General features: G+C 71.3%; 21 protein-coding genes. 19 read left to right on the forward strand and 2 right to left on the reverse strand.

Translation table 11 applies throughout. The features are described from left to right. Window positions 1–9 precede the first annotated feature (9 nt). The 8 genes from IE255_RS06610 to IE255_RS06645 all read left to right on the forward strand — a co-directional run bounded on the left by IE255_RS06610 (window position 10) and on the right by IE255_RS06645 (window position 4,162). A complete protein-coding gene (locus IE255_RS06610; protein WP_190049148.1) occupies window positions 10–201 on the forward strand; it encodes a mobile element transfer protein in 192 nt (63 codons plus the stop codon). A 12-nt stretch (window positions 202–213) separates the two neighbouring features. Continuing rightward, window positions 214–369 (forward strand): hypothetical protein, encoded by a 156-nt coding sequence (locus IE255_RS06615; protein ID WP_104779910.1) that lies wholly within the window; start codon window positions 214–216, stop codon window positions 367–369. Between the two features lie 18 nt (window positions 370–387). Beyond that, entirely contained in the window at window positions 388–711 is a 324-nt protein-coding gene (locus IE255_RS06620; RefSeq protein WP_190049149.1) for a SpdD-like protein, read from the forward strand. Between the two features lie 88 nt (window positions 712–799). Further along, entirely contained in the window at window positions 800–985 is a 186-nt protein-coding gene (locus IE255_RS06625) for a hypothetical protein (protein ID WP_190049150.1), read from the forward strand. Further along, window positions 978–2,348, forward strand: coding sequence for a replication initiator protein RepSA (repSA, locus tag IE255_RS06630; RefSeq protein ID WP_190049151.1), 1,371 nt, complete (start codon window positions 978–980; stop codon window positions 2,346–2,348). Before IE255_RS06625 ends, repSA begins: the two co-directional genes overlap by 8 nt. A 2-nt stretch (window positions 2,349–2,350) precedes the next feature. Further along, window positions 2,351–2,551 carry a helix-turn-helix transcriptional regulator gene (locus IE255_RS06635; RefSeq protein WP_053670795.1) on the forward strand — a complete coding sequence of 67 codons (201 nt, stop codon included), beginning with the start codon at window positions 2,351–2,353 and terminating at the stop codon, window positions 2,549–2,551. Next, complete coding sequence (locus IE255_RS06640; protein ID WP_190049152.1) at window positions 2,551–3,792, forward strand: tyrosine-type recombinase/integrase; 1,242 nt, start codon at window positions 2,551–2,553, stop codon at window positions 3,790–3,792. The genes IE255_RS06635 and IE255_RS06640 overlap by 1 nt, the downstream gene beginning before the upstream one ends. A gap of 145 nt (window positions 3,793–3,937) precedes the next feature. Continuing rightward, window positions 3,938–4,162: a hypothetical protein gene (locus IE255_RS06645; RefSeq protein ID WP_190049153.1), complete on the forward strand. Its 225-nt coding sequence runs from the start codon at window positions 3,938–3,940 to the stop codon at window positions 4,160–4,162. 160 nt (window positions 4,163–4,322) lie between these two features. Here the strand turns inward: IE255_RS06645 and dapA are convergent, their stop codons facing one another. Then, on the reverse strand, window positions 4,323–5,231 hold the full coding sequence (gene dapA / locus IE255_RS06650; protein ID WP_190049154.1) for a 4-hydroxy-tetrahydrodipicolinate synthase: 909 nt from the start codon (window positions 5,229–5,231) through the stop codon (window positions 4,323–4,325). Window positions 5,232–5,419: 188 nt separating this feature from the next. Between dapA and IE255_RS06655 the strand changes: the two genes are divergently transcribed. The 3 genes from IE255_RS06655 to IE255_RS06665 all read left to right on the forward strand — a co-directional run bounded on the left by IE255_RS06655 (window position 5,420) and on the right by IE255_RS06665 (window position 7,276). After that, window positions 5,420–5,839, forward strand: a complete 420-nt coding sequence (locus IE255_RS06655) for a phage holin family protein (RefSeq protein ID WP_190049155.1) — start codon at window positions 5,420–5,422, stop codon at window positions 5,837–5,839. Next, on the forward strand, window positions 5,836–6,204 hold the full coding sequence (locus IE255_RS06660; protein ID WP_190049156.1) for a DUF3618 domain-containing protein: 369 nt from the start codon (window positions 5,836–5,838) through the stop codon (window positions 6,202–6,204). The genes IE255_RS06655 and IE255_RS06660 overlap by 4 nt, the downstream gene beginning before the upstream one ends. Window positions 6,205–6,571: 367 nt before the next feature. Then, complete coding sequence (locus IE255_RS06665) at window positions 6,572–7,276, forward strand: antibiotic biosynthesis monooxygenase (RefSeq protein ID WP_190049157.1); 705 nt, start codon at window positions 6,572–6,574, stop codon at window positions 7,274–7,276. A 48-nt stretch (window positions 7,277–7,324) separates the two neighbouring features. Here the strand turns inward: IE255_RS06665 and IE255_RS06670 are convergent, their stop codons facing one another. Next, window positions 7,325–9,154: a DUF8508 domain-containing protein gene (locus IE255_RS06670; RefSeq protein WP_190049158.1), complete on the reverse strand. Its 1,830-nt coding sequence runs from the start codon at window positions 9,152–9,154 to the stop codon at window positions 7,325–7,327. A gap of 313 nt (window positions 9,155–9,467) precedes the next feature. Between IE255_RS06670 and IE255_RS06675 the strand changes: the two genes are divergently transcribed. The 8 genes from IE255_RS06675 (at window position 9,468) to IE255_RS06710 (ending at window position 19,367) form a co-directional block, all read left to right on the forward strand. Beyond that, a complete protein-coding gene (locus IE255_RS06675) occupies window positions 9,468–10,886 on the forward strand; it encodes a hypothetical protein (RefSeq protein ID WP_190049159.1) in 1,419 nt (472 codons plus the stop codon). Between the two features lie 152 nt (window positions 10,887–11,038). Beyond that, a complete protein-coding gene (locus IE255_RS06680) occupies window positions 11,039–12,481 on the forward strand; it encodes an alkaline phosphatase PhoX (RefSeq protein WP_190049160.1) in 1,443 nt (480 codons plus the stop codon). Window positions 12,482–12,826: 345 nt separating this feature from the next. Next, on the forward strand, window positions 12,827–14,410 hold the full coding sequence (locus IE255_RS06685) for a TROVE domain-containing protein (protein WP_190049161.1): 1,584 nt from the start codon (window positions 12,827–12,829) through the stop codon (window positions 14,408–14,410). Window positions 14,411–14,501: 91 nt separating this feature from the next. Next, the gene (locus IE255_RS06690; RefSeq protein ID WP_190049162.1) at window positions 14,502–15,143 is read left to right on the forward strand and encodes a GntR family transcriptional regulator; all 642 of its coding nucleotides are present in this window, start codon (window positions 14,502–14,504) and stop codon (window positions 15,141–15,143) included. Between the two features lie 54 nt (window positions 15,144–15,197). Next, window positions 15,198–16,214, forward strand: a complete 1,017-nt coding sequence (locus tag IE255_RS06695; protein ID WP_190049163.1) for a 1-aminocyclopropane-1-carboxylate deaminase — start codon at window positions 15,198–15,200, stop codon at window positions 16,212–16,214. Window positions 16,215–16,295: 81 nt separating this feature from the next. Then, on the forward strand, window positions 16,296–16,700 hold the full coding sequence (locus IE255_RS06700) for a VOC family protein (RefSeq protein WP_190049164.1): 405 nt from the start codon (window positions 16,296–16,298) through the stop codon (window positions 16,698–16,700). 57 nt (window positions 16,701–16,757) lie between these two features. Next, window positions 16,758–17,795, forward strand: coding sequence for a LacI family DNA-binding transcriptional regulator (locus IE255_RS06705; RefSeq protein WP_190049165.1), 1,038 nt, complete (start codon window positions 16,758–16,760; stop codon window positions 17,793–17,795). Window positions 17,796–18,074: 279 nt separating this feature from the next. Next, window positions 18,075–19,367 (forward strand): ABC transporter substrate-binding protein, encoded by a 1,293-nt coding sequence (locus tag IE255_RS06710; protein ID WP_190049166.1) that lies wholly within the window; start codon window positions 18,075–18,077, stop codon window positions 19,365–19,367.

Here is a 19,367-nt window from a genome sequence, read left to right on the forward strand (position 1 = left end):
GACACCGTCATGCCCGCTCGTGACCACTTCCACTCCGTGATGCGGATCGGCCCGGTGCAGATCGGCACCCACCGCGACCGCCACGGCCAGACCAAGCACGCCGCCGTGTGCACCGCCGACCGGTGCGGCTGGTCCTCCGACTACTCCAGCCAGTCCGCCGCCCAGCTCGCCGCCCGCACCCACCGCTGCAAGGTCCGCTAGGAGGCCTCCGCCATGGAAGTACCGCTCTGGCTCGCGCTGCTCGTCGTCGGCTACCTCGGCGTCAAGCTCATCCGCCCGCCCGCCTGGCTCATCGCCGTCCTGCTGCTCGGCGGCTTCCTCCTCGCCGACAGCGTCCTGGCCCCCGCCATCGACACCTTCATCAAGTAGCCGAAGGGAGAACCGCTGATGTTCCGTCCGAAGATTCCGACCATGCCCACGCCGACCGGCCACGTCACGCCGCCCGCCGTGGTCGAGCCGACCACCGTTGTCCCGGCCGCCCAGACCACGCAGCCCGCCCCGGCGGTCCCGGCCCCCGCGCCGTCCCGGCCGACGGTTCAGCTCACCCCGGGCACGGACCTCGCCTTGGTCGGCGGCGGTACCGCTGTGGTCCTGGTCGTCGGCGCCGTCCTGGTCTCCATGCTCCTGGCGGTCGCCATCACCGGCGCCTCGGTCGCCGTCTGCGCCGTCGTCCTGCGCTCCCTGCTCGCTTCGGAGACGAAGCGACGCTGACCGGCCCCCGGAGCGGCATCAACCGCCAAGTCTCGTCCGCTCCGGGCGCCGGCCCTGTCCGATCTCGCAACCGGAAGGAATCCCCAGCATGACCGATCGCACCGCACCCGCGCCCCGTATCTGCCCGAACTGCGACGGCTTCGCCACGGTCGCCATCACCACCGGCAGCCGCGACCGCCACGGCCTCCTCCCCACGCTCACCGTCGACTGCCGGGCCTGCAACGGCACCGGCACCGTCCCGGCCCGCCGCGTCCCGGAGGGTGCGCGTGCCTGACCTGCTCGACCCGACCACCCTCGGCGACCTGCTGAGGGTGGCTTCGGCATCCGACTATGACCGCTGGCACGAGCAGATCCGCCGCACCGGCGGCTGCGCCGACCCCATCCACCTCACCGGCTGGACCCTGCACAAGGACAAGACCACCGGCGAGACCCTGCACCACTACACCACCGCCAACGAGCCGGGCGGCCGTCTGCGCGTCGCATGCGGCAACCGCCGCGCCTCCCGCTGTCCCTCCTGCGCCTGGACGTACGCGGGCGACACCTACCACCTCATCCGCGCGGGCCTGGCCGGAGACGACCGACGCGACATCCCCGCCACCGTCCGCGACCACCCGCGCGTCTTCGCCACCCTCACCGCCCCCTCCTTCGGCCGGGTCCACAACCGGCCCGACCGTGGCCTCTGCCGCTGCGGTATCCGCCACGGCGCCGATGACCCCGACCTGGGAACGGCCCTGGACCCGGCGACGTACGACTACGCGGGCGCTGTGCTGTTCAACAACCATGCCGGGCAGCTCTGGCAGCGCTTCACCAACCGCCTGCGCCGCGAGATAGCCGCCCGCGCTGGCATCACCCAGCGGGAGCTGAAAGAGTGCGCCCGGCTCTCCTACGGCAAGGTCGCCGAGTTCCAGAAGCGCGGAGCCGTGCACTTCCACGCCGTCATCCGCATCGACGGCCCCGACGGACCCGAGACCGCCCCGCCCGCCTGGGCCACGGTCGACCTCCTCGCCGATTCCATCCGTGCAGCTGCCGCGCACTCCTACACCTCGGTCTCCGTCCCGGTCGCCGACGACCAGCCAGCCCGCTCCTTTCGCTGGGGTACGCAGCTCGACGTCCGGCCGGTGAAGGCCTTCGGCGACGGCTCCCAGATCACCGAACAGGCCGTGGCCTCCTACGTCGCCAAGTACGCCACCAAGGCCGCCGAGACCACCGGCACCCTGGACCGCCGCATCGGCGAACTCGCCGAGCTCGACCGCCACCAGGTCCCAGACCACACCCGCCGTCTCATCGAGGCCTGCAAGGAACTCGACCCGCTCTACCCGGAACGGCGCCTGTGGGCCTGGGCTCACATGCTCGGCTTCCGGGGCCACTTCTCCTCCAAGTCCCGCCGGTACTCCACCACCCTCGGCGCCCTGCGCCAGGCCCGGGCCGACTACCGCGCCGCCCAGGAACACGCCGCCCTCGGCTTGGACGACCGCGAGCCGGACACCGTCCTGGTCCTGGCCGACTGGCAGTACGCCGGACATGGCCACACCCCCGGCGAATCCGCCCTCGCCGCCACCATCGCCCGCGACCTCCAGCTCAACCGCGAAACCGCCCGCGAAGCGCTCGCCGCGCTGCCAGATGAAGGGGAGTGGTAACCATGCCGACTCGACTGCCCGATCGGTATCTCACGCCTGAGGACCTGGTCCAGCTCTTCGAGCTGCCCAGCGTCGAGACCGTCTACCAGTGGCGGAGGAAGCACATAGGGCCCCGCGGCTTCAGGGTCGGTCGGCATCTCAGGTTCGACCCGCAGGACGTACAGGCATGGGTCAAGTCCCGCATGGAAGGGGCTGCTGCCTGATGGCCGGACACGTTCAGGATCGCTGGTACAAGGCCCTTCCCGGCCCGGACGGCAAGACTGTCAGGGTCAAGACCGACCGTTTCGGCGTCGGCCACCGCTACCGCGCCCGGTACATCGCGCCGGACGGCTCGGAGAAGTCGAAGAGCTTCCCGGACAAGCAGAAGCGCAAGGCCGAAGCCTGGCTGTCCAACATCGAAGCGGACATGTCCCAGGGGCGGTACATCGACCCGGCTGCGGGCTCGGTGACCTTCGCGCAGTACGCCAAGGAATGGATGGCGGCGCTGACCATCGACCCGGTGACTCGTGAGAGCGTGGAGATTCGTCTCAGGGTCCACGCCCTTCCGTACCTCGGCGATCGGCCCATGGCGTCCTTCCGGCCCTCGCACCTTCGGGCATGGATGCGACAGCTGGAGGAGACGGGACGTGCGGCGTCCTACCGACGGTCGATCTTCGCCAACGTGTCGGCCGTCTTCACGGCTGCCGTGGAAGACCGGATCATCGCGGAGAACCCGTGCAGGGCCCGTTCGGTGCGCGCACCCTCCCTCGACGGGCGCAAGGTCAAGCCCTGGTCCCTCGACCGTGTCATGGCCATGTACAAGGCGCTGCCGGACGCTTACCAGGAGATGGTTTCCCTTGGGGCTGGCTGTGGGCTCCGACAGGGCGAGATCTTCGGCCTTGCCGTTGAGGACATCGACTTCCTCAGCGGCACGGTTCACGTAGTCCGCCAGGTAAAGCTCATACGCGGAGTGCAGGCGATCTTCGGCCCGCCGAAGGGTGGCAAGGAACGTCACGTACCGCTGCCCGAGACAGTCTCCTTCGCGCTGGCGGCCCACATCACGAAGCACGAGCCGGTAGCGGTCACCCTGCCGTGGAAGAGCCCGGACGGCCCGCCCGTCACGGCCTCGCTGCTGTTCGTCAACGCCCGGCGTCAATGGCTCCACCGGTTCCGCTTCAACCGGTCCGTATGGCGTCCGGCTCTCACTTCGGCCGGCATACCGCTCGGACGCGAGAACGGCATGCATGCCCTCCGTCACTTCTACGCCTCCGTGCTCCTGGACGCGGGGGAGAGCATCAAGGCCCTGAGCGAGTACCTGGGTCACCACGACCCGAGCTTCACTCTCCGTACGTACACGCACCTGATGCCGAACAGTGAGGCGCGCACCCGGGCCGCCGTGGATCGCGTCTTCCGGGACCCGGAGAGCACCGATGACGGCCCCGAAACGGCCCCTGAGGCGGGTTGATCGTCTGACCTGCTCATGATTCAGAACAGCCACAACTGACGATCCCGTACGGATGACCCGGCGTGACCTCGCGGTGGTTTTGGCAGATGAACGGGTGGACGCAGTGTCCGATCATTCGCCGAACCGACGAAACGAGGACCGGGGCATGAGGAACGAGCGGGGGCGGGCCGTGGGGCGCTGTCTGGTAGGGGCGGTCGCGGTGCTGGCGGTGTACTGGCTGCCGACGGGGGCCGCGCACGCCGACGAGACCAACAAGGACTCGCACAACGGCCCCCGAATCGGGCTGATCAACACGGGCCAGGTCGACGACCCGATGGAGGACGTGCTGGAGCACACGCTGCTGTTCGGTGACGGGTACGCCTGGAACTGAGCCGCCGGAGGGCACGTCGACGGGGCGGCCCGTATCGCAGACGCCTGCGATACGGGCCGCCGGTTCGTTCGCGGGGAAGGAGTGGAAGACGTCCTCCTTCGTCCTCGACGTGCGCACCGGGAAGATCACGCGCTGATGCTGCCCGCCGATCACGTGCTGATCAGGTCCTTGTGAGCAGGTCCCTGTAGAGCGAGAGCAGCACGTCGGCCGTCTTGCGGTCGGCGGGCCGCAGGGGGGCGCGGACCGGGCCCGCGGGGAGGTGCAGTGCGGTGAGGAGCGCCTTGGTGGTGACGGTGCCCGGCAGGCCCGCCGACATCACCGCCTCGATGAGCGGGGTGGCCTGCTGCTGGAGGCGGGCTGCCTGTGTCGTGTCGCCCGCGTCGAACGCGTCCAGTACGGCGCGCAGGTGGTTCGGGATCACGTTGGCGACCGTGCTGACGTAACCGGTGCCGCCCACCGCGTACAGCGCGAGATTGTGCTCGTCGCAGCCCGCGTAGTACGCCAGGTCCGTGCGGGCCAGGATCTTCTGGGCGGCCAGGAAGTCATGGGAGCAGTCCTTGACCGCGACGATCCCGGGGTGCTCGGCGAGGCGGAGGATCGTCTCCGGTTCGATGCGGGTGCCGGTGCGGGCCGGGATGTCGTAGACCATGAGCGGGAGGCCGGTTGCCTCGGCGATCTCGCGGAAGTGGGCCTCGATCGCGTCCTGCGGCGGACAGCTGTAGTACGGCGACACCACCAACAGGCCGTCCGCGCCCGCCTTTTCGGCCTCCCGGGCCAGGTCGGCGGTGTGCCGGGTGTCGGGGGTGCCGATGCCGGCGATGATCGACGCGCGGTCGGCGACGGCCTCGCGGACCGCTGCGATCAGGGCCGACTTCTCGGCGTCCGTGGTGGTGGGGGACTCGCCTGTCGTGCCGGAGAGGACGAGGCCGTCGCAGCCGTTGTCCACCAGGTGGGCGGCGAGCTGTCGGGCGCCGTCCAGGTCGAGGGCGCCGGAGGCGGTGAACGGGGTGATCGTGGCGCAGAGGGTGCGGCCGAAGGGTGGGATGCGGGTGGGTGCCGGTGTGGTCATGCGAGTAGTGTCGGCAGGCTGATTGTGTAGCTCTACTTAATTTTGCTACAGGGTGTATGTAAGCGTTGCTTCTCGTTTTTTGGTGGGGGCGGCGGGGTGGCGGAGGGCCGGGGCGCAGGGGTAGTGAGGGGTCGGCCGGGTACTCGGGGTCCTACTTCGAGAGGAACTGCGAGAGGAGGCGGAACACCGTGACCGGGACCATGGATCAACGGGCCGTGCGCGACGAGCACCACTCCGTGGGTGAGCTCGTCGGACAGGCCGCGGAGCAGCTCTCCCGGCTCGTGCGGCAGGAAGTGGCTCTCGCCAAGGAGGAGCTGGCCGAGAAGGGGCGGCGGGCGGGACGTGGCGGTGGGCTGCTCGGTGCGGCGGGTGCTGTCGCGTACGCCGGGCTGCTCGCGCTGGCCGGTGCGGGTGTCGCGGCTCTCTCGCTGGTGCTGCCCGTGTGGGCGGCGGCGCTGATCGTGACCGGGGTGCTGTTCGTGATCGCGGGTGTGCTGGCCGCGGCGGGGCGGGGGCAGCTGCGCCGGGCTGCGCCTCCGACGCCTGAGGAGGCTCTCGGCAGTGTCAGGGCCGATGTGGAGGAGATCAGGGAAAGGGCGCATCGATGACGGAGCCGACCGGTGGGGCGAAGGGCCCTGACGAGCTGCGACGGCAGATCGAGCGGACTCGTGGTGAACTCGGCAACACCGTGGAGGAGTTGGCCGGGAAGGCGGATGTGAAGGGGCGTGCGCGGGCTCGGGCCGCTGATCTGCGGGACAAGGCCGGGGCGATGACCGTGCAGTTGCGGAGCAGTGCGGCGCAGGCGGGGCATGCCGTGCAGGACAGGGCGGCGCATGCGGGGCCTCGGCCGGTGCGGACTGTTGTGCAGGCCGGGATGCGGCATCCGGGGCCGGTGTTGGTGGCTGGGGCGGCTGCGGGGGCCGTGGTGGCTGTGGGGGTGGTGCGGTGGAGGCATGCGCATGGGCATCGGTGAGGGGTGCCTGCGGCGGCCTGCGCGGGTGTGCTGGGGGTGCGCGTAGCGCCTGACGCCGGGTGTGGGTCGGGGCCGCGCCGGGGGGTGTCCGTCCTCGGAACGGCGCGATGGGGTGTCACACCGACTGACTGGCGTTGACGCGCCAACCGCTGCGGGCGGACACCCCCCGACACGGCCCCTTGCGTCGTCCGGCGGCTGCGGGTCCGCTCAGCTGCGGGCAGTCGTGCCGCTGGGGCGGCACGGGTGGGCGCAGCGGCACCCCGCTCCGCCGGGCTGCGGACCCACCTGACCCCTGCTTGACCTCAAGCTTGGTCGAGGTTGAAAGGTGGGGTGTGGACGCAGTCGGCGTACACAACTGGAGTGTTCCATGAGCCGTCGGACCGAACAGCACCCCGATCTCACCGATCCTCGGATCGGTGCTCCCTTCTTCAGTACCTGGCGGGTGGGGACGCCCGAACGGCAGCGGCAGGCCGTGGAGGCCATCGCACGCGCCTGGGAGCGCCGGGCGTGGCCCACCGGCGATCTGCTGGGGTACCACGTCTATGCCGGGCACGACGGGGACACCTTGATGCACTACTCGCAGTGGCGGAACGAGCAGGCCTACGAGGCGTTCGTGAAGACCCACCGGCAGGAGCGGGTCGACGAGATCGACACCGCCGTGCCGGGGATCGAGCGGGTGGGGCTCGGGCGGTACCGGCGTTATCGCAGTGCTGGGAGGCAGGGCGCGGCGGCGCCCGTGCCGGGATGTGTCGTGGTCGTCGATGTGCACGTCGAGGGGCCCGACGCGGAGCGGCAGCGCGCCTGGGTCGACGCGGTGTTCGAGGCCATGGCGAGTGAACCGGAGCCGCACCCCGGCGGCATCTCGGCCCACTTCCACCTCAGCACGGACGGCACCCGGGTCCTCAACTACGCCGAGTGGGAGAGCGCCCAGGCGCACATCGATGCCCTGGCGGCGCCGGGGAACGGTGTCGGCTCGGCGACCAAGGAGTGGGAGCGGGTGCAGAACTGGCCCGGGCTGCTGGAGAGCGGCTCCGTCAGCCGCTACGACCACGTCCTCGGGCTCGTGCCCTGAGCGGTGGGCCGGCCGAACACCGGGTTCGGCCGGCCCTGACCGGCCGTCCTACGGGCGGAACCGCAGGACCTGCGGGTCGTGGTCGCTGATCTGGTCGTGGAACTCCGCGTTGACGTGCACGCTGTCGTACTCGAAGTCGCAGTCGCGGCGGATCGACGGGCTGATCAGGATCTGGTCGAGGACCTGGCTGTTGCCCTGGTAGACGTACGAGTAACGCTCGCCGCGCGGGAGCGACTTGATCGCCGACCAGAGTTCGCCGCGGCCCTCCAGGAGCTCGGTGGTCCGGGAGAACTCGAAGTCGTTGATGTCGCCGAGCGTGATGACGTCCGCGTTCTTCTGGGTGTCGAGGATGTCCTTGACGAAGGCGTTCACCAGCGTCGCCTGCCGGTGGCGCTGCGTCTCGGAGGTGCGGGACGGCGGCTGGTACTGGGAGGTCAGGCCCTGGTCGCCGCCCTTGGAGTTGAAGTGGTTGGCGATCACGAAGACCGTGCGGCCGCGGAAGACGAACTCGCCGGCCAGCGGCTTGCGGCTGTTCTTCCAGGCCTCGTCGGCGGGGGCGATGCGGCCGGGGCTGAGCGTCAGGTGCGCCTTGCCGCGGATCTTCGTCACGCCGGTGGCCGTCGTGGCGTCGCCGCCCGCGCGGTCCGCGAAGGAGACCCGCTCCGGGTTGAACAGGAACACCTGGCGGATGTTGCCGCCCGGCTCGCCGCCGTCCGTGTTGTTGGCCGGATCGATCGAGCGCCAGTCGTAGCGCGGGCCGCCGGCCGCGGTGATCGCGTCGATCAGCTTCGTCAGGGTCTGGTCGGCGGCGACCGTACCGTCGTTCTTCGCGCCGTTGTTGTCCTGGATCTCCTCCAGGGACACGATGTCCGGCGACTGGAGGTTGTTCACGATCGCGGAGGCGTGGGCGGCGAAGGTGGCGTCGGACGGGTCCAGGTTCTCGACGTTGTACGTCGCGACCGCGAGTTCCGAGGAGCGCTGCTTGCGCGTGGTCTCGCGCTGGTGGTTCGCGCTCTTCAGCGTGCCGAGCTCGCTCGCGACCAGGGTGTAGCCGCCGAACTGGTTGTAGTCCAGAGGGCCGGTGGTGGTGCCCGTGAGGGTGTCGCCCACGTTCGCCTTCGGGAAGTCCGCCGTCGAGCCGAGGGACTGGATCTGGAGGCGGCCCGTGTTCTGGGCGTCGTAGGAGCCGTAGACCGTGCCGCCGTTGCGGCTGCGGTTCTCGTACGGCTTCACCGTCACCCACAGCTCGGTGTACGGGTCCGTGGCGCCCACGACGCGTGTGTCGGCGACCCGGGTGGTCATGCCCTCCAGCGACTCGTAGTAGTCCAGGGCGTACTTCCCGGGCTGGAGGGGGAGCGCGTTGATCGAGCCGTTCGCGGCCGTGTCGCCGGCCGGGGCGTAGGCGGCGGGGACCGACCCGGCGGTGATGGCCGTGGCGGCGGGGAGCTGGTTGCCGCTGGACAGGACCGTGGTCGTCGGCTTGGTGATCTCCGTCAGGGACTGGTTGCCGGAGGCGGTGCCGCCGGGGACGTACTCCGCGACCGTGCCGCTGACCGTGACGGAGTCACCGACCGCGACCCCCTTCGGCGTCGAGCTGGTGAAGACGAAGACGCCCTCGCTGGTCGCCGGGTCGGCGTCCGCGGCCGGGTCCTGGATCCAGAAGCCGCGGGACGATCCGTAGGTCCGTATGCCGGTGACGATTCCGGCCACGTCCGTGACCTGCTTGCCGGCGTACGGGGATATCCGGGTGCTGCCCTGGATGTCGTGGATGCGGACCGACTCCGCGTGCGCGGGGGTGGTGAGGACGATCGTGGATGCCGCGGAACACGCGGCGGCGACGGTGAGCGCGGCGAGGCGCGCGGACGACTTGCTCGGCAACGGGATTCCCTCCGGGGACGTGACAGGGCGCCGGGACGAGGGTGGTGCGTGGGGCTGACTGGCTGCCGCGACCTGTGGGGCGGGGCGGTGTGACGCGCGTAGACGGCGGTGGACGGGCGGGCGCGGTGGGGCAGGCCTGGTGAACAAGTGTCCGCCGACCTCTACGCGCGTCAATCTCCAGCCTGGTCACGCCACTTGTCAAGGTTTCGGCCATGTACGTCGCCCGACGGGGAGATGAAGTGGGCGGCATGGGTGGAAATCCGTCTAGGCTGAGCGGCTGAGTCGTATGAGGCGCCGCTAGGAGAAACAGCCGATGTCAGACAGCTCCCCCTTGCCGCCGGTGCGGCTGCACCCCGAAGCGGAGCTGGCGCGCGACGCGCTGTCCACGCCGTTGCTGTCCCGGGCCGCCCGGCTCGCCCGCTGGGCCGGGCCGGACACCCGGGTCGACGCCGGGGGCGGGCTCGTCGACGAGCAGGTGCCGGCCGCCGCCGAGGTGCTCGGGCTGAGCGGGGACGACGCCGCCGCCGACGCCAGCGAGGCGTGGCGGGTGGCCGTGGACGCCGGGCTCGTCGAGGTCGTCGACGAGGAGGAGGGCACCGTCAGGGCGGGCGGGGACCTCGCACTGCTCACCGGCGGATCCCCGCAGGACGTGCTCGCCGTGTGGCTCGCGGCCCTGGAGACGGTGCTCGCCGACGCGAGCGTGCCCGACCTGGACGGGCTGGTGGACGAGGACGGCGAGGTCGACCTCTCCGCCCTCGACTGGGACCCGGAGGCCGAGGCCGAGTTCCTCGACGGCGTGCTCGGCAACCTCTACCTGCTGACCGCCGGCGGGGACACGTCCGGCGGCGCCCCGGTGCCGCTGCCGGCGCTGGCCGCCTCGGTGATCGTGCCCAGCGACATGGGCGAGCCCACCAACGACGTCCTGGAGCAGGTCTCCGACGCGATGATGCGGCTGGACGACCAGTTCCGGATGCTTCAGCCGGTGGGGCTCGTGGAGTACCAGCCCGTGGACGAGGCGCTCATGGCCGAAGCCGACGAGGAGCCCGCGGCGCCCCTCGACGAAACCGACGTCTCCCGCTACGGCATGGTCCGGCTCACCCCGCTCGGGCTGTACGGGATGCGCGCCCGGCTGCTGGAGGCCGGGTTCCAGGCACCGGCCGTCGGGGACCTCGCGGACAAGGGGGCCGACGCGCTGCTCGACGGCACGGCCACGTTCCCGCCGGCCGCGGCGCAGGCCGAGACCGAGCAGTGGCTTCAGCGGCGGGAGCCGCTGGCCGCGGCGCGGGAGTTGCTGGCGGCGGCAAGGGGTTCCGATGCCGGGGCGCCGCTGCGGCGGTTGCGGTGTCAGCAGGCCCTGTCGCTGGTGGGGGCCTCGGCCGAGCCGGCGTTGCGGGAGGTGCTCGACGATGCCGAGTTGGGTGGCCTGGCCCGTGTCTGGCTCACCGAGCACGGTGCGGTTGACGTGCCTGCGCCGTCGGAGGCGATGGTCTACTGGCTGACCATCGATACGGTGGCTGCGCAGCTGGCGGCGGAGGGCAATTCCGAGGAGCTGCGGGCGTTGGTCGAGGGGCTTGCGCGGCAGCACGGTGGGTTTTTCGAGGCTGTCTGGCGGGTCGATCATCCCGCTACCGCTGATGTGCTGGAGGCGATGGGGCGGTTGCATCCGGACAAGAAGGTGGCGAAGGAAGCGCGGAAGGCGGCATTCAAGGCGCGGTCCCAACAGGGTGGTTGATCCCGTCTGACGGGCGCGGGTTCGTCGTGGCTTGTCGCGCAGTTCCCCGCGACCCTGGGGGGTTGTTCAACCGGCGTTCACATGTGGGCGGGACGGTTGCGCCGAACGAGGTTCGCCACCCTCCACGGCATCCCCCGTCACAGGAGACACCCATGTCGCTCACCCGCAGGGACTTCGCCAGAAACTCCGCGATCACCGGTGCCGGTGTCGCGCTGGCGGGCAGTGTCGGCGCCCTCGCCACCGCGCCGAACGCCCTCGCGTCCTTCGACACCGACAGTGCGGAGGGCGCGGCGGACGCCCGGCACGGTGTCGGCTACGGGCCGCTCGTCCCGGACCCCGAGGGGATCCTCGCCCTGCCCGCCGGGTTCACGTACCGGATCATCACCTACAGTGGCAGGACCAAGCTGGAGTCGGGCGAGTTCACGCCGTCCAACCACGACGGCACCGCCGCCTTCGACGGCCCGCGCGGCACCACCCTGCTCGTCAACAACCACGAGCTGAAGGGCCCCCGCGCCAACTGGAAGCACCCGGTGCCGCTCACCGAGGGCCTCGTCTACGACCCGGCCGCGTCCGGCGGCTGCACGGTCGTCGAGGTGCGCCCCGACGGACGTGTCGCCGAGTGGGTGGGCATCGCCGGCACCTCCACCAACTGCGCGGGCGGGGCCACGCCGTGGGGCACCTGGCTGACCTGCGAGGAGAACTCCGACAAGGCCGGCGTCAACGGCATGACCAAGGACCACGGCTACGTCTTCGAGGTCGACCCCGTCGACCGGCGCGCCAACCGCGACCCCAAGCCCCTGAAGTTCTTCGGCCGCTACGACCACGAGGCCGTCGTCATCGACCCCAAGCGCGGCCACGCCTACCTCACCGAGGACGACGACGAGCCCAACGGCCTCTTCTACCGCTGGGTCCCGCCCAAGGGCTTCACCTACGGCCCGGGGAAGTTCCGCGAGCTCGCCGACGACGCCGGTGTCCTCCAGGCGCCCAAGTGCTACGACTCCGGCGGCCGGTTCGTCGACGACCTGTCCCGCGCCACGAAGACCGGCACCGTCTACGGCGTCGACTGGGTGGACGTGCCCGACCGCGACGCCCGGACGACGCCGGTGCGCAAGCAGTTCGGCGACGGCGAGGTCACCCGCGCCCGCAAGCTGGAGGGCATGTGGTGGGGCGACGGCGGCGCCTACATCGTCTCCTCGTACGCCCGTGAGGAGAGCCCCGTACAGCACGACGGCCAGGTCTGGTTCTACGACCCCAAGCGCCGCACCCTGACCCTGAAGGTCCTGCTCGGAGTGAACCCCGACCCCTCCAAGGACGGTGCGTTCGACGGCCCCGACAACATCACCGTCTCCCCGCACGGCGGCATCATCCTGGCCGAGGACGGCGAGGGCGTCTCGCACCTCTTCGGCGCCACCGACAGCGGCCGCACCTACCCGATCGCCCGCAACGACCTGAACGTCGGCACCGAAGAGGAGCCGGAGTACAGCGAATTCGCCGGCGTCACCTTCTCACCCGACGGCAAGACCCTTTACGCCAACATCCAGGACCCGGGCATCCTGGTGGCGATCACCGGGCCCTGGAAGCGCCAGAAGCGGTAATTAATTCGCTCGCAGGTCCCGTACCGCGCCTCCTACAGTGAGATCACAACGTCACGCACCTCCCGGTGCGATGGCAGCGGCTACTTCTCTTCCAAAGAATCCGACGCCGCCGCCGACTTGATCTCGGGAGGCGCAGCATGTGGTGGGTGCCCGGTGCGCAGGCAACGGTTACTTCATTTGATCGGACGGTTGCGGGTTCGAGTCCCGTCAGCGACTTCGGGTCGCTGTAGCTCAATGGGCAGAGCATCCGGATAAGTCCGTCGCCGACTTCTGTTCTCGGGCACCCGCCTTTCTCATGTGCCGCGCTTCCCTCGGAAACCTGTAAAGAATTCGGGGGAATTCACCATGGCGCGATTCAACGGCAAGACCGCGCGGGCGCGTCCCGTCTCGCGCGTGACATCCACGGGACGTGTGCTGCGCACCTATGAGGGTGGACGCGGCCGCGAGCGCGACGCGCGCTCCGAGCTGTTCCTGCTCGCCGTGTCGAACTTCGTCGGGCAGCGGACCCTCTACGAGTCCGGCGCCGGCCGCGACGACCGCTTCGCCGAGCTGGTGCGCGAACTCGCCGTCACCGACCCGGAGTGGACGGCCGGCCTGCTCGGCTGGCTGCGCGGCGAGGGCAACCTGCGTACTGCCTCGGTCGTGGGCGCCGCCGAGTACGTCAAGGCCCGCCTGGACGCGGGCGCGACCGGCGGCCCGTCCAACCGGCAGGTCGTCGCCTCCGTGCTCCAGCGGCCCGACGAGCCCGGCGAGCTGCTCGCGTACTGGACCGCCACCTACGGCCGCAACGTGCCCAAACCGGTCAAGCGCGGCATCGCCGACGCCGTACGCCGGCTCTACCACGGCAAGGCGCTGCTCAAGTACGACACCGCCGCCAAGGGCTACCGCTTCGGCGACGTCCTCAACCTCGTGCACGCGGCCCCCGACCCGGACAAGCCGTGGCAGGGCGAGCTGTTCCGGTACGCGCTCGACCGGCGGCACCACCCCGACACCGCCGTGCCGCCCGCCTCCGACCGCGTCCTCACCGCGCACCGCGCGCTCATGGCGCTGCCCGTCGAGGAGCGGCGGGCGCTCGTGACCTCCGAGGGCGGTGCCGAGCGGCTGGCCGAGGCCGGGGTGACGTGGGAGATGCTGGCGGGCTGGCTCCAGGGGCCGATGGACAAGGCGGCCTGGGAGGCCGCGATCCCGTCCATGGGCGCCATGTCGCTCGTGCGCAACCTGCGGAACTTCGACGAGGCCGGGGTGTCCGACGAGGTCGCCGAGCGGGTCGCCGCGCGGATCAGCGACCCGGCGGAGGTCGCGCGCTCGCGGCAGTTCCCCTTCCGGTACCTCGCCGCGTACCAGCACGCGCCGTCGCTGCGCTGGGCGTACGCGCTGGAGCGGGCCCTCGGCCACTCGCTGGCCAGCGTGCCCGCGCTGCCCGGCCGGACCCTGGTGCTCGTGGACCGCTCGGGCTCGATGTTCTGGTCGCGGCTGTCCGACCGCTCGAAGCTCACCTGGGCCGACGCGGCGGCGGTCTTCGGCACGGCGCTCGCGCTCCGGGCCGAGCGTGCGGACCTCGTCCAGTTCGGGTCGACGAGCGACCGCGTGCGGTTCCGCGAGGGCGAGTCGGTGCTGAAGATCCTCGACCGCTTCGGCGACCTGGGCGGCACCGACACCACGGAGGCGGTGCGCCGGCACTACCGCAAGCACGACCGGGTGCTGATCGTCACCGACGAGCAGTACACGCGCCACCACCGGGGCGACCCGACCGAGCAGGTCCCGGCCGACGTGCCGGTCTACACCTGGAACCTCGCCGGACACCGGGCGGGCCACGGCCCGTCGGGCACCGGGAACCGGCACACCTTCGGGGGCCTCTCGGACGCCGCTTTCCGGATGGTTCCGCTGATCGAGGCCTCCCGGGACGCCGACTGGCCCTGGGCGGCCTGAGCGACCGTGGCCCGCACCACGTGGGGAGTGCGGGCCACGGTCCTGGCCGGGGCCTTGTTGAAGGACGTACTGACATCTAACATTTCAGTTCATGGAAGCCATCCGGCCCGTGCCCCGCACCCTGCTCAGGGACCGGGCGTACGCGGTGATCCGGGACGCCATCGTGGCCGGGGACATCGAACCCGGCGCGGTGGTGCGGGACGCCGAGCTCGCGGAGCGGCTCGGGCTGTCGCGGGCGCCGGTGCGGGAGGCGTTCTCCCGGCTCGTCGACGACGGGCTGCTGGAGAGCAAGCCGCAGAGCTACACCCGGGTGACCCCGCTCGTGGCCGCCGACGTCCGGGACGCCGCCGCCGTGGTCGGGGCCATGCACGAACTCGTGACCCGGGTCGCCGTGCCCCGGCTGGCCGCCGCGGACCTCGCGGCGATGCGCGCCGCCAACGGGCGGTTCGCCGCGGCCGTGGGAGCCGGAGACGTCGACGCGGCCCTGCGCGCCGACGACGAACTGCACGACGTCCTCGTCCGGGCCGGCGGCAACCGCGCGGCCGCCGCGACCGTGGCCCGCTACACCCCGCTCATCCGCCGGCTGGAGCGACGGCGCTTCGGCGAGGGCGGCAGCTGCCGCTCGGCCGGGCTGCACGAGCGGCTGATCGAGGCCTGCGCGGCCGGTGACGTGGCCGAGGCCGTCCGCGTCACGGCGGAGATCTGGCGGGGGCTCGAAGAGCTCGCCGACTGAGACGAGCCCCCGGTCCGGCGAACCCCCGACCCAGCCCCCGACCCAGGAGGACCCATGTCCCTTTCCTCGTACGCGCGTTACCCCCTGCTCTTCGGGCCCTCGCCCGTCCACCCCCTGGAACGCCTGACGGCGCACCTCGGCGGTGCCTCCCTCTGGGCCAAGCGGGAGGACTGCAACTCCGGTGTCGCGTACGGCGGGAACAAGACGCGCAAGCTGGAGTACCTGGTCGCCGACGCGCTCGCCCAGGGCTGTGACACGCTCGTGTCGATCGGCGGGGTGCAGTCCAACCACACCCGCCAGGTCGCCGCCGTCGCCGCCCGGGCCGGGCTCAAGTGCGTGCTGGTGCAGGAGAGTTGGGTGGAGTGGCCGGACGCCGTGTACGACAAGGTCGGCAACATCCTGATCAGCCGGCTCGCCGGGGCCGATGTGCGGCTGGTGAGGGCCGGGTTCGGGATCGGGTTCAAGGAGAGCTGGGAGCAGGCGCTGCGGGAGGTCGAGGAGACGGGCGGGAAGCCGTACGCCATCCCGGCCGGTGCCTCCGACCACCCGCTCGGCGGCCTGGGCTTCGCCGGGTGGGCGTACGAAGTGGCCGAGCAGGAGCGGGAGCTGGGCGTCTTCTTCGACACCGTGGTCGTCTGCTCGGTGACCGGGTCGACGCAGGCCGGCATGGTCGCCGGGTTCGCCGCGCTGGAGGAGGCGGGCGGGCGGCCCCGGCGCGTGCTCGGCATCGACGCCTCCGCGAAACCGGCCGCCACCCGGGCCCAGATCGCCCGCATCGCGCACCGCACGGGGCGGCTCATCGGCGTCGGACGGGAGCTGACCGAGGCCGACGTCGAACTCGACGAGCGCTATCACGCGGGCGTCTACGGCATCCCCGACGAGACCACCCTGGCGGCGATGCGGCTCGCGGCCCGGACGGAGGGCATGGTCACCGACCCCGTGTACGAGGGGAAGTCCATGGCCGGGCTCGTCGACCTGGTGTCCCGGGGCGAGATCGGCCGCGACTCGACCGTGCTCTACGCCCACCTGGGCGGGCAGCCGGCGCTGAACGCATACAGCGCCCTGTTCTAGCCGTCCGGGCGGCGGCGTACGGGAATCAACCGGCCGGTCAGCGGGTTGTGAGCGGTTACCCGAGGCCCTGGAGGAGCCGTCATGTCCGACGAACCAGCCGTCCGGGAACTCCGTCTGGTCGTGACGGTGGACGACTACGACGCCGCGCTGCACTTCTACCGGGACGTGCTCGGACTGCCCGAGCGGGCCGCGTTCGCCTCGGAGGACGGGCGGGTGACGATCCTCGAGGCCGGGCGGGCCACGCTGGAGCTGACCGATCCGAACCACGCCGCGTTCATCGACGAGGTCGAGGTGGGGCGGCGGGTGGCCGGGCACGTCCGGGTCGCCTTCCAGGTGGACGACTCCGTCGCCGTGACGGCGAAGCTGGCCGCCGCCGGAGCCGAGGTGATCGCCGAGCCGACGCGCACCCCCTGGAACTCTTTGAACTCCCGGCTCGCAGCCCCGGGCGCCGTCCAGCTGACGCTGTTCACCGAGCTCGACGGCTGACGGGCCCGCCCGGCCGCCCCTGCCGGGCGGTGTCCGGTGCCGGATACAGTGCTCAGCGTGTGGACGGACAATCAGCGCGCGGAGCCGGGTGCCGAGCGCCCCGACGGTACGCGGCGCCGGGCCACGATCCACGACGTCGCACGACTGGCCGGGGTGTCACGCCAGACGGTCTCCCGCGCGGTCAACGACAAGGGTGAGATCGACCCGGCCACCAAGGAGCGGGTCCTGGAGGCGGCGCGGCTCCTGGACTACCGGCCGAGCCGGTTCGCGCGCGGACTCGTCCAGAAGGGGGCGGTGACGGCGGGCCTGGTCATCCCGGACCTGCGCAACCCCTTCTTCCCCGAGGTGGCCGCGGGCGTGCTGGAGGCGGCCGAGCAGCGCGGCTGGCAGGTCGTGGTGTGGGACTCCCGTATCGACGAGGCCCGGGAGCGGCAGGCGCTCGACGTGCTCTCCCACCAGGCGGACGCGGTCGTGGGCTACTTCAAGGACCCGGACGACGTGCTCACCCGGCATCTCGGGGGTGTGCCGCTGGTGCTGCTGGAGCGCGGCCCGCAGCAGACCCGGTTCGCGGCCGTCGGCATCGACGCCGCCACCGGTGTCGAGCAGGGCATGAACCACCTGTTCCGCGCGGGGCACCGCAGGATCGGCATGCTGGACGGCGTGCACGGCCCGGGCCCCCGCAGACTGGCCTTCCTGGAGCAGGTGCGGCGGCTCGGCCTGCCGGTTGACGAGGACTGGATCGTGGTGTGCCCCGAGCACAGCGTGGCGGGCGGCGAGGCCGGTATGGAACGGCTGCTGCGGGCGCGGCCCGGGGTCACCGCGGTCTTCGGCTTCAACGACCTGATCGCGGTCGGGGCGATGCGCACCGCCCGCCGCCATGGCCGGAGCGTTCCGGACGACCTGGCCGTGCTGGGCTTCGACGGCCTCTCCCTGGGCGAGTTGGTGGAGCCCGCCCTGACCACCCTGCACATCGACAAGCGGCAACTGGGTCGGCTGGCCGTCGAGCAGGTGGCCCGGCTGCGCGCGGGTGAGGAGCCGCTGCGGGGCGCGGACGCGTGGGTGACGCCCGAGTTGGTGGTCCGCGAGTCCGCCTGAGTCCGCTTCCTTCGAGCCCGTAGATCGGCTGCGCACTTCCCTTGACACCGGTTTTCGGGCGCCCCGATACTCGACGGCAACGCTCACGTGAACGTTCACGGCCCCCCAGAACCCCCACCGCGACACCGTCGGCCCGTCTACAACGCGGCCCGCCGACATCGTTGTCTTCCCCCCTTCCCGGAAGCGTCCCCCCATCCCCGTGAGAACGGGCCCGCGGCATTGCTGTGCCCTGCCGCGGCCTGCCCGGAAAGCGAGTGCGCGCCCATGGAACACCGAACGATGTCCCGCAGACGTTTTCTGGGGGCCTCCCTGGGCGGCGCGGGCGCCGGCCTGCCGGCGCTGACCGGATGCGGCGCCGAGGAGGGTTCGGCCTCCGCCAGCACCGGCCACCTCAGCCTCTGGTACTGGAAGGGCTCCCTGAGCGACAAGCTCCTCGCCACCGCGGCGCGCGGCGTGCCCGGCCTGCCGGGAGTGCGGGTGAAGGGCGCCCAGATCCCGGACGGCGACATCGACTCCAAGGTGCGCACCAGCCTGGCCGCCCGCGCCTACGTGCCGGACCTGACGGTCGTCAACAACGACAACCTCGCCACGTTCTTCCCCGACGAGAACGAGTTCCTCGACCTGCGCACGCTCGGCGCGGAATCCGTCCGCGACCAGTACCTCGAGTGGAAGTGGAAGGCCTGCTTCACCCCGACGGGCCGGATGATCGGCTTCCCCCTCGACGCCGGCCCCACCGCGCTCTACTACCGCCGGGACCTCTTCGAGAAGGCCGGACTGCCCCACGAACCGGAGGACGTCGCCGCAGAGCTCGCCACCTGGGAGAAGTTCATCGCCGCCGGACGGACGCTGCGGGCGAAGGGCCCCGGCAGGCCCTACCTCGTGAGCAACATCGGCAACGTCTTCCAGCAGGTGCTGCTCCAGAGCCCCCGGCAGTTCGTGGACGCCGACAACCGCTTCATCGGCGACCAGGCGCACATCCGGCGCGCCTGGGACCTGTCCGTGGACATCCTCCGCCAGGGCCTCAGCGCCCGGATCACCGACGGCACGCCCGACTTCAACGCGGCCATGAGCGGAGGCCGGGTCGCCACCATGACCACGGCGGTGTGGGCCATCAACGGCCTGAAGGACACCGCGCCGAAGACCTCCGGTTCCTGGCGGCTGACCACCCTGCCGGACGGCCCCTGCAACTACGGCGGCTCGTACGTGACCCTGACCCGCTACTGCCGGGACCCCGAAGCCGGCTTCGCCTTCCTGAAGTGGCTGCTCAGCCCGGCCAACCAGCTCAAGAGCTACCAGGAGATGGCCCTGTTCCCCACCACTCCGGCCGCCTACGCCGACCCGGCGATGCACACGCCCGACCCCTTCTTCGGCGGCCAGCAGCCCATCGACGTCTTCGGCCCGGCCGCCGAGAAGGCCCCGGTCGTCTACTTCAGCCCCTACGAGGAGACCGCCAATACCCCGTTCTTCCAGGAGCTGACCAATGTGGAGATGCTCGGCAAGAACCCCGAGCGGGCCTGGCGGGACGCCGTGCACACGGCGGAGACCACTCTGTCACGGCTGGGGGTGAGCTGA

It is taken from the genome of Streptomyces lomondensis (genome assembly GCF_014651035.1).
Lineage (GTDB): Bacteria > Actinomycetota > Actinomycetes > Streptomycetales > Streptomycetaceae > Streptomyces > Streptomyces lomondensis.

Excerpts from the sequence above, each read along its gene's own strand:
- dapA (WP_190049154.1), bottom strand. The coding sequence starts at position 5,231 with ATGACCACACCGGCACCCACCCGCATCCCACCCTTCGGCCGCACCCTC.
- IE255_RS06635 (WP_053670795.1), top strand. The coding sequence starts at position 2,351 with ATGCCGACTCGACTGCCCGATCGGTATCTCACGCCTGAGGACCTGGTC.
- IE255_RS06625 (WP_190049150.1), top strand. The coding sequence starts at position 800 with ATGACCGATCGCACCGCACCCGCGCCCCGTATCTGCCCGAACTGCGAC.
- IE255_RS06610 (WP_190049148.1), top strand. The coding sequence starts at position 10 with ATGCCCGCTCGTGACCACTTCCACTCCGTGATGCGGATCGGCCCGGTG.
- IE255_RS06690 (WP_190049162.1), top strand. The coding sequence starts at position 14,502 with ATGGAAGCCATCCGGCCCGTGCCCCGCACCCTGCTCAGGGACCGGGCG.
- IE255_RS06680 (WP_190049160.1), top strand. The coding sequence starts at position 11,039 with ATGTCGCTCACCCGCAGGGACTTCGCCAGAAACTCCGCGATCACCGGT.
- IE255_RS06645 (WP_190049153.1), top strand. The coding sequence starts at position 3,938 with ATGAGGAACGAGCGGGGGCGGGCCGTGGGGCGCTGTCTGGTAGGGGCG.
- IE255_RS06700 (WP_190049164.1), top strand. The coding sequence starts at position 16,296 with ATGTCCGACGAACCAGCCGTCCGGGAACTCCGTCTGGTCGTGACGGTG.
- IE255_RS06665 (WP_190049157.1), top strand. The coding sequence starts at position 6,572 with ATGAGCCGTCGGACCGAACAGCACCCCGATCTCACCGATCCTCGGATC.
- IE255_RS06660 (WP_190049156.1), top strand. The coding sequence starts at position 5,836 with ATGACGGAGCCGACCGGTGGGGCGAAGGGCCCTGACGAGCTGCGACGG.
- IE255_RS06615 (WP_104779910.1), top strand. The coding sequence starts at position 214 with ATGGAAGTACCGCTCTGGCTCGCGCTGCTCGTCGTCGGCTACCTCGGC.
- IE255_RS06620 (WP_190049149.1), top strand. The coding sequence starts at position 388 with ATGTTCCGTCCGAAGATTCCGACCATGCCCACGCCGACCGGCCACGTC.
- IE255_RS06675 (WP_190049159.1), top strand. The coding sequence starts at position 9,468 with ATGTCAGACAGCTCCCCCTTGCCGCCGGTGCGGCTGCACCCCGAAGCG.
- IE255_RS06710 (WP_190049166.1), top strand. The coding sequence starts at position 18,075 with ATGTCCCGCAGACGTTTTCTGGGGGCCTCCCTGGGCGGCGCGGGCGCC.
- IE255_RS06640 (WP_190049152.1), top strand. The coding sequence starts at position 2,551 with ATGGCCGGACACGTTCAGGATCGCTGGTACAAGGCCCTTCCCGGCCCG.
- IE255_RS06695 (WP_190049163.1), top strand. The coding sequence starts at position 15,198 with ATGTCCCTTTCCTCGTACGCGCGTTACCCCCTGCTCTTCGGGCCCTCG.
- IE255_RS06685 (WP_190049161.1), top strand. The coding sequence starts at position 12,827 with ATGGCGCGATTCAACGGCAAGACCGCGCGGGCGCGTCCCGTCTCGCGC.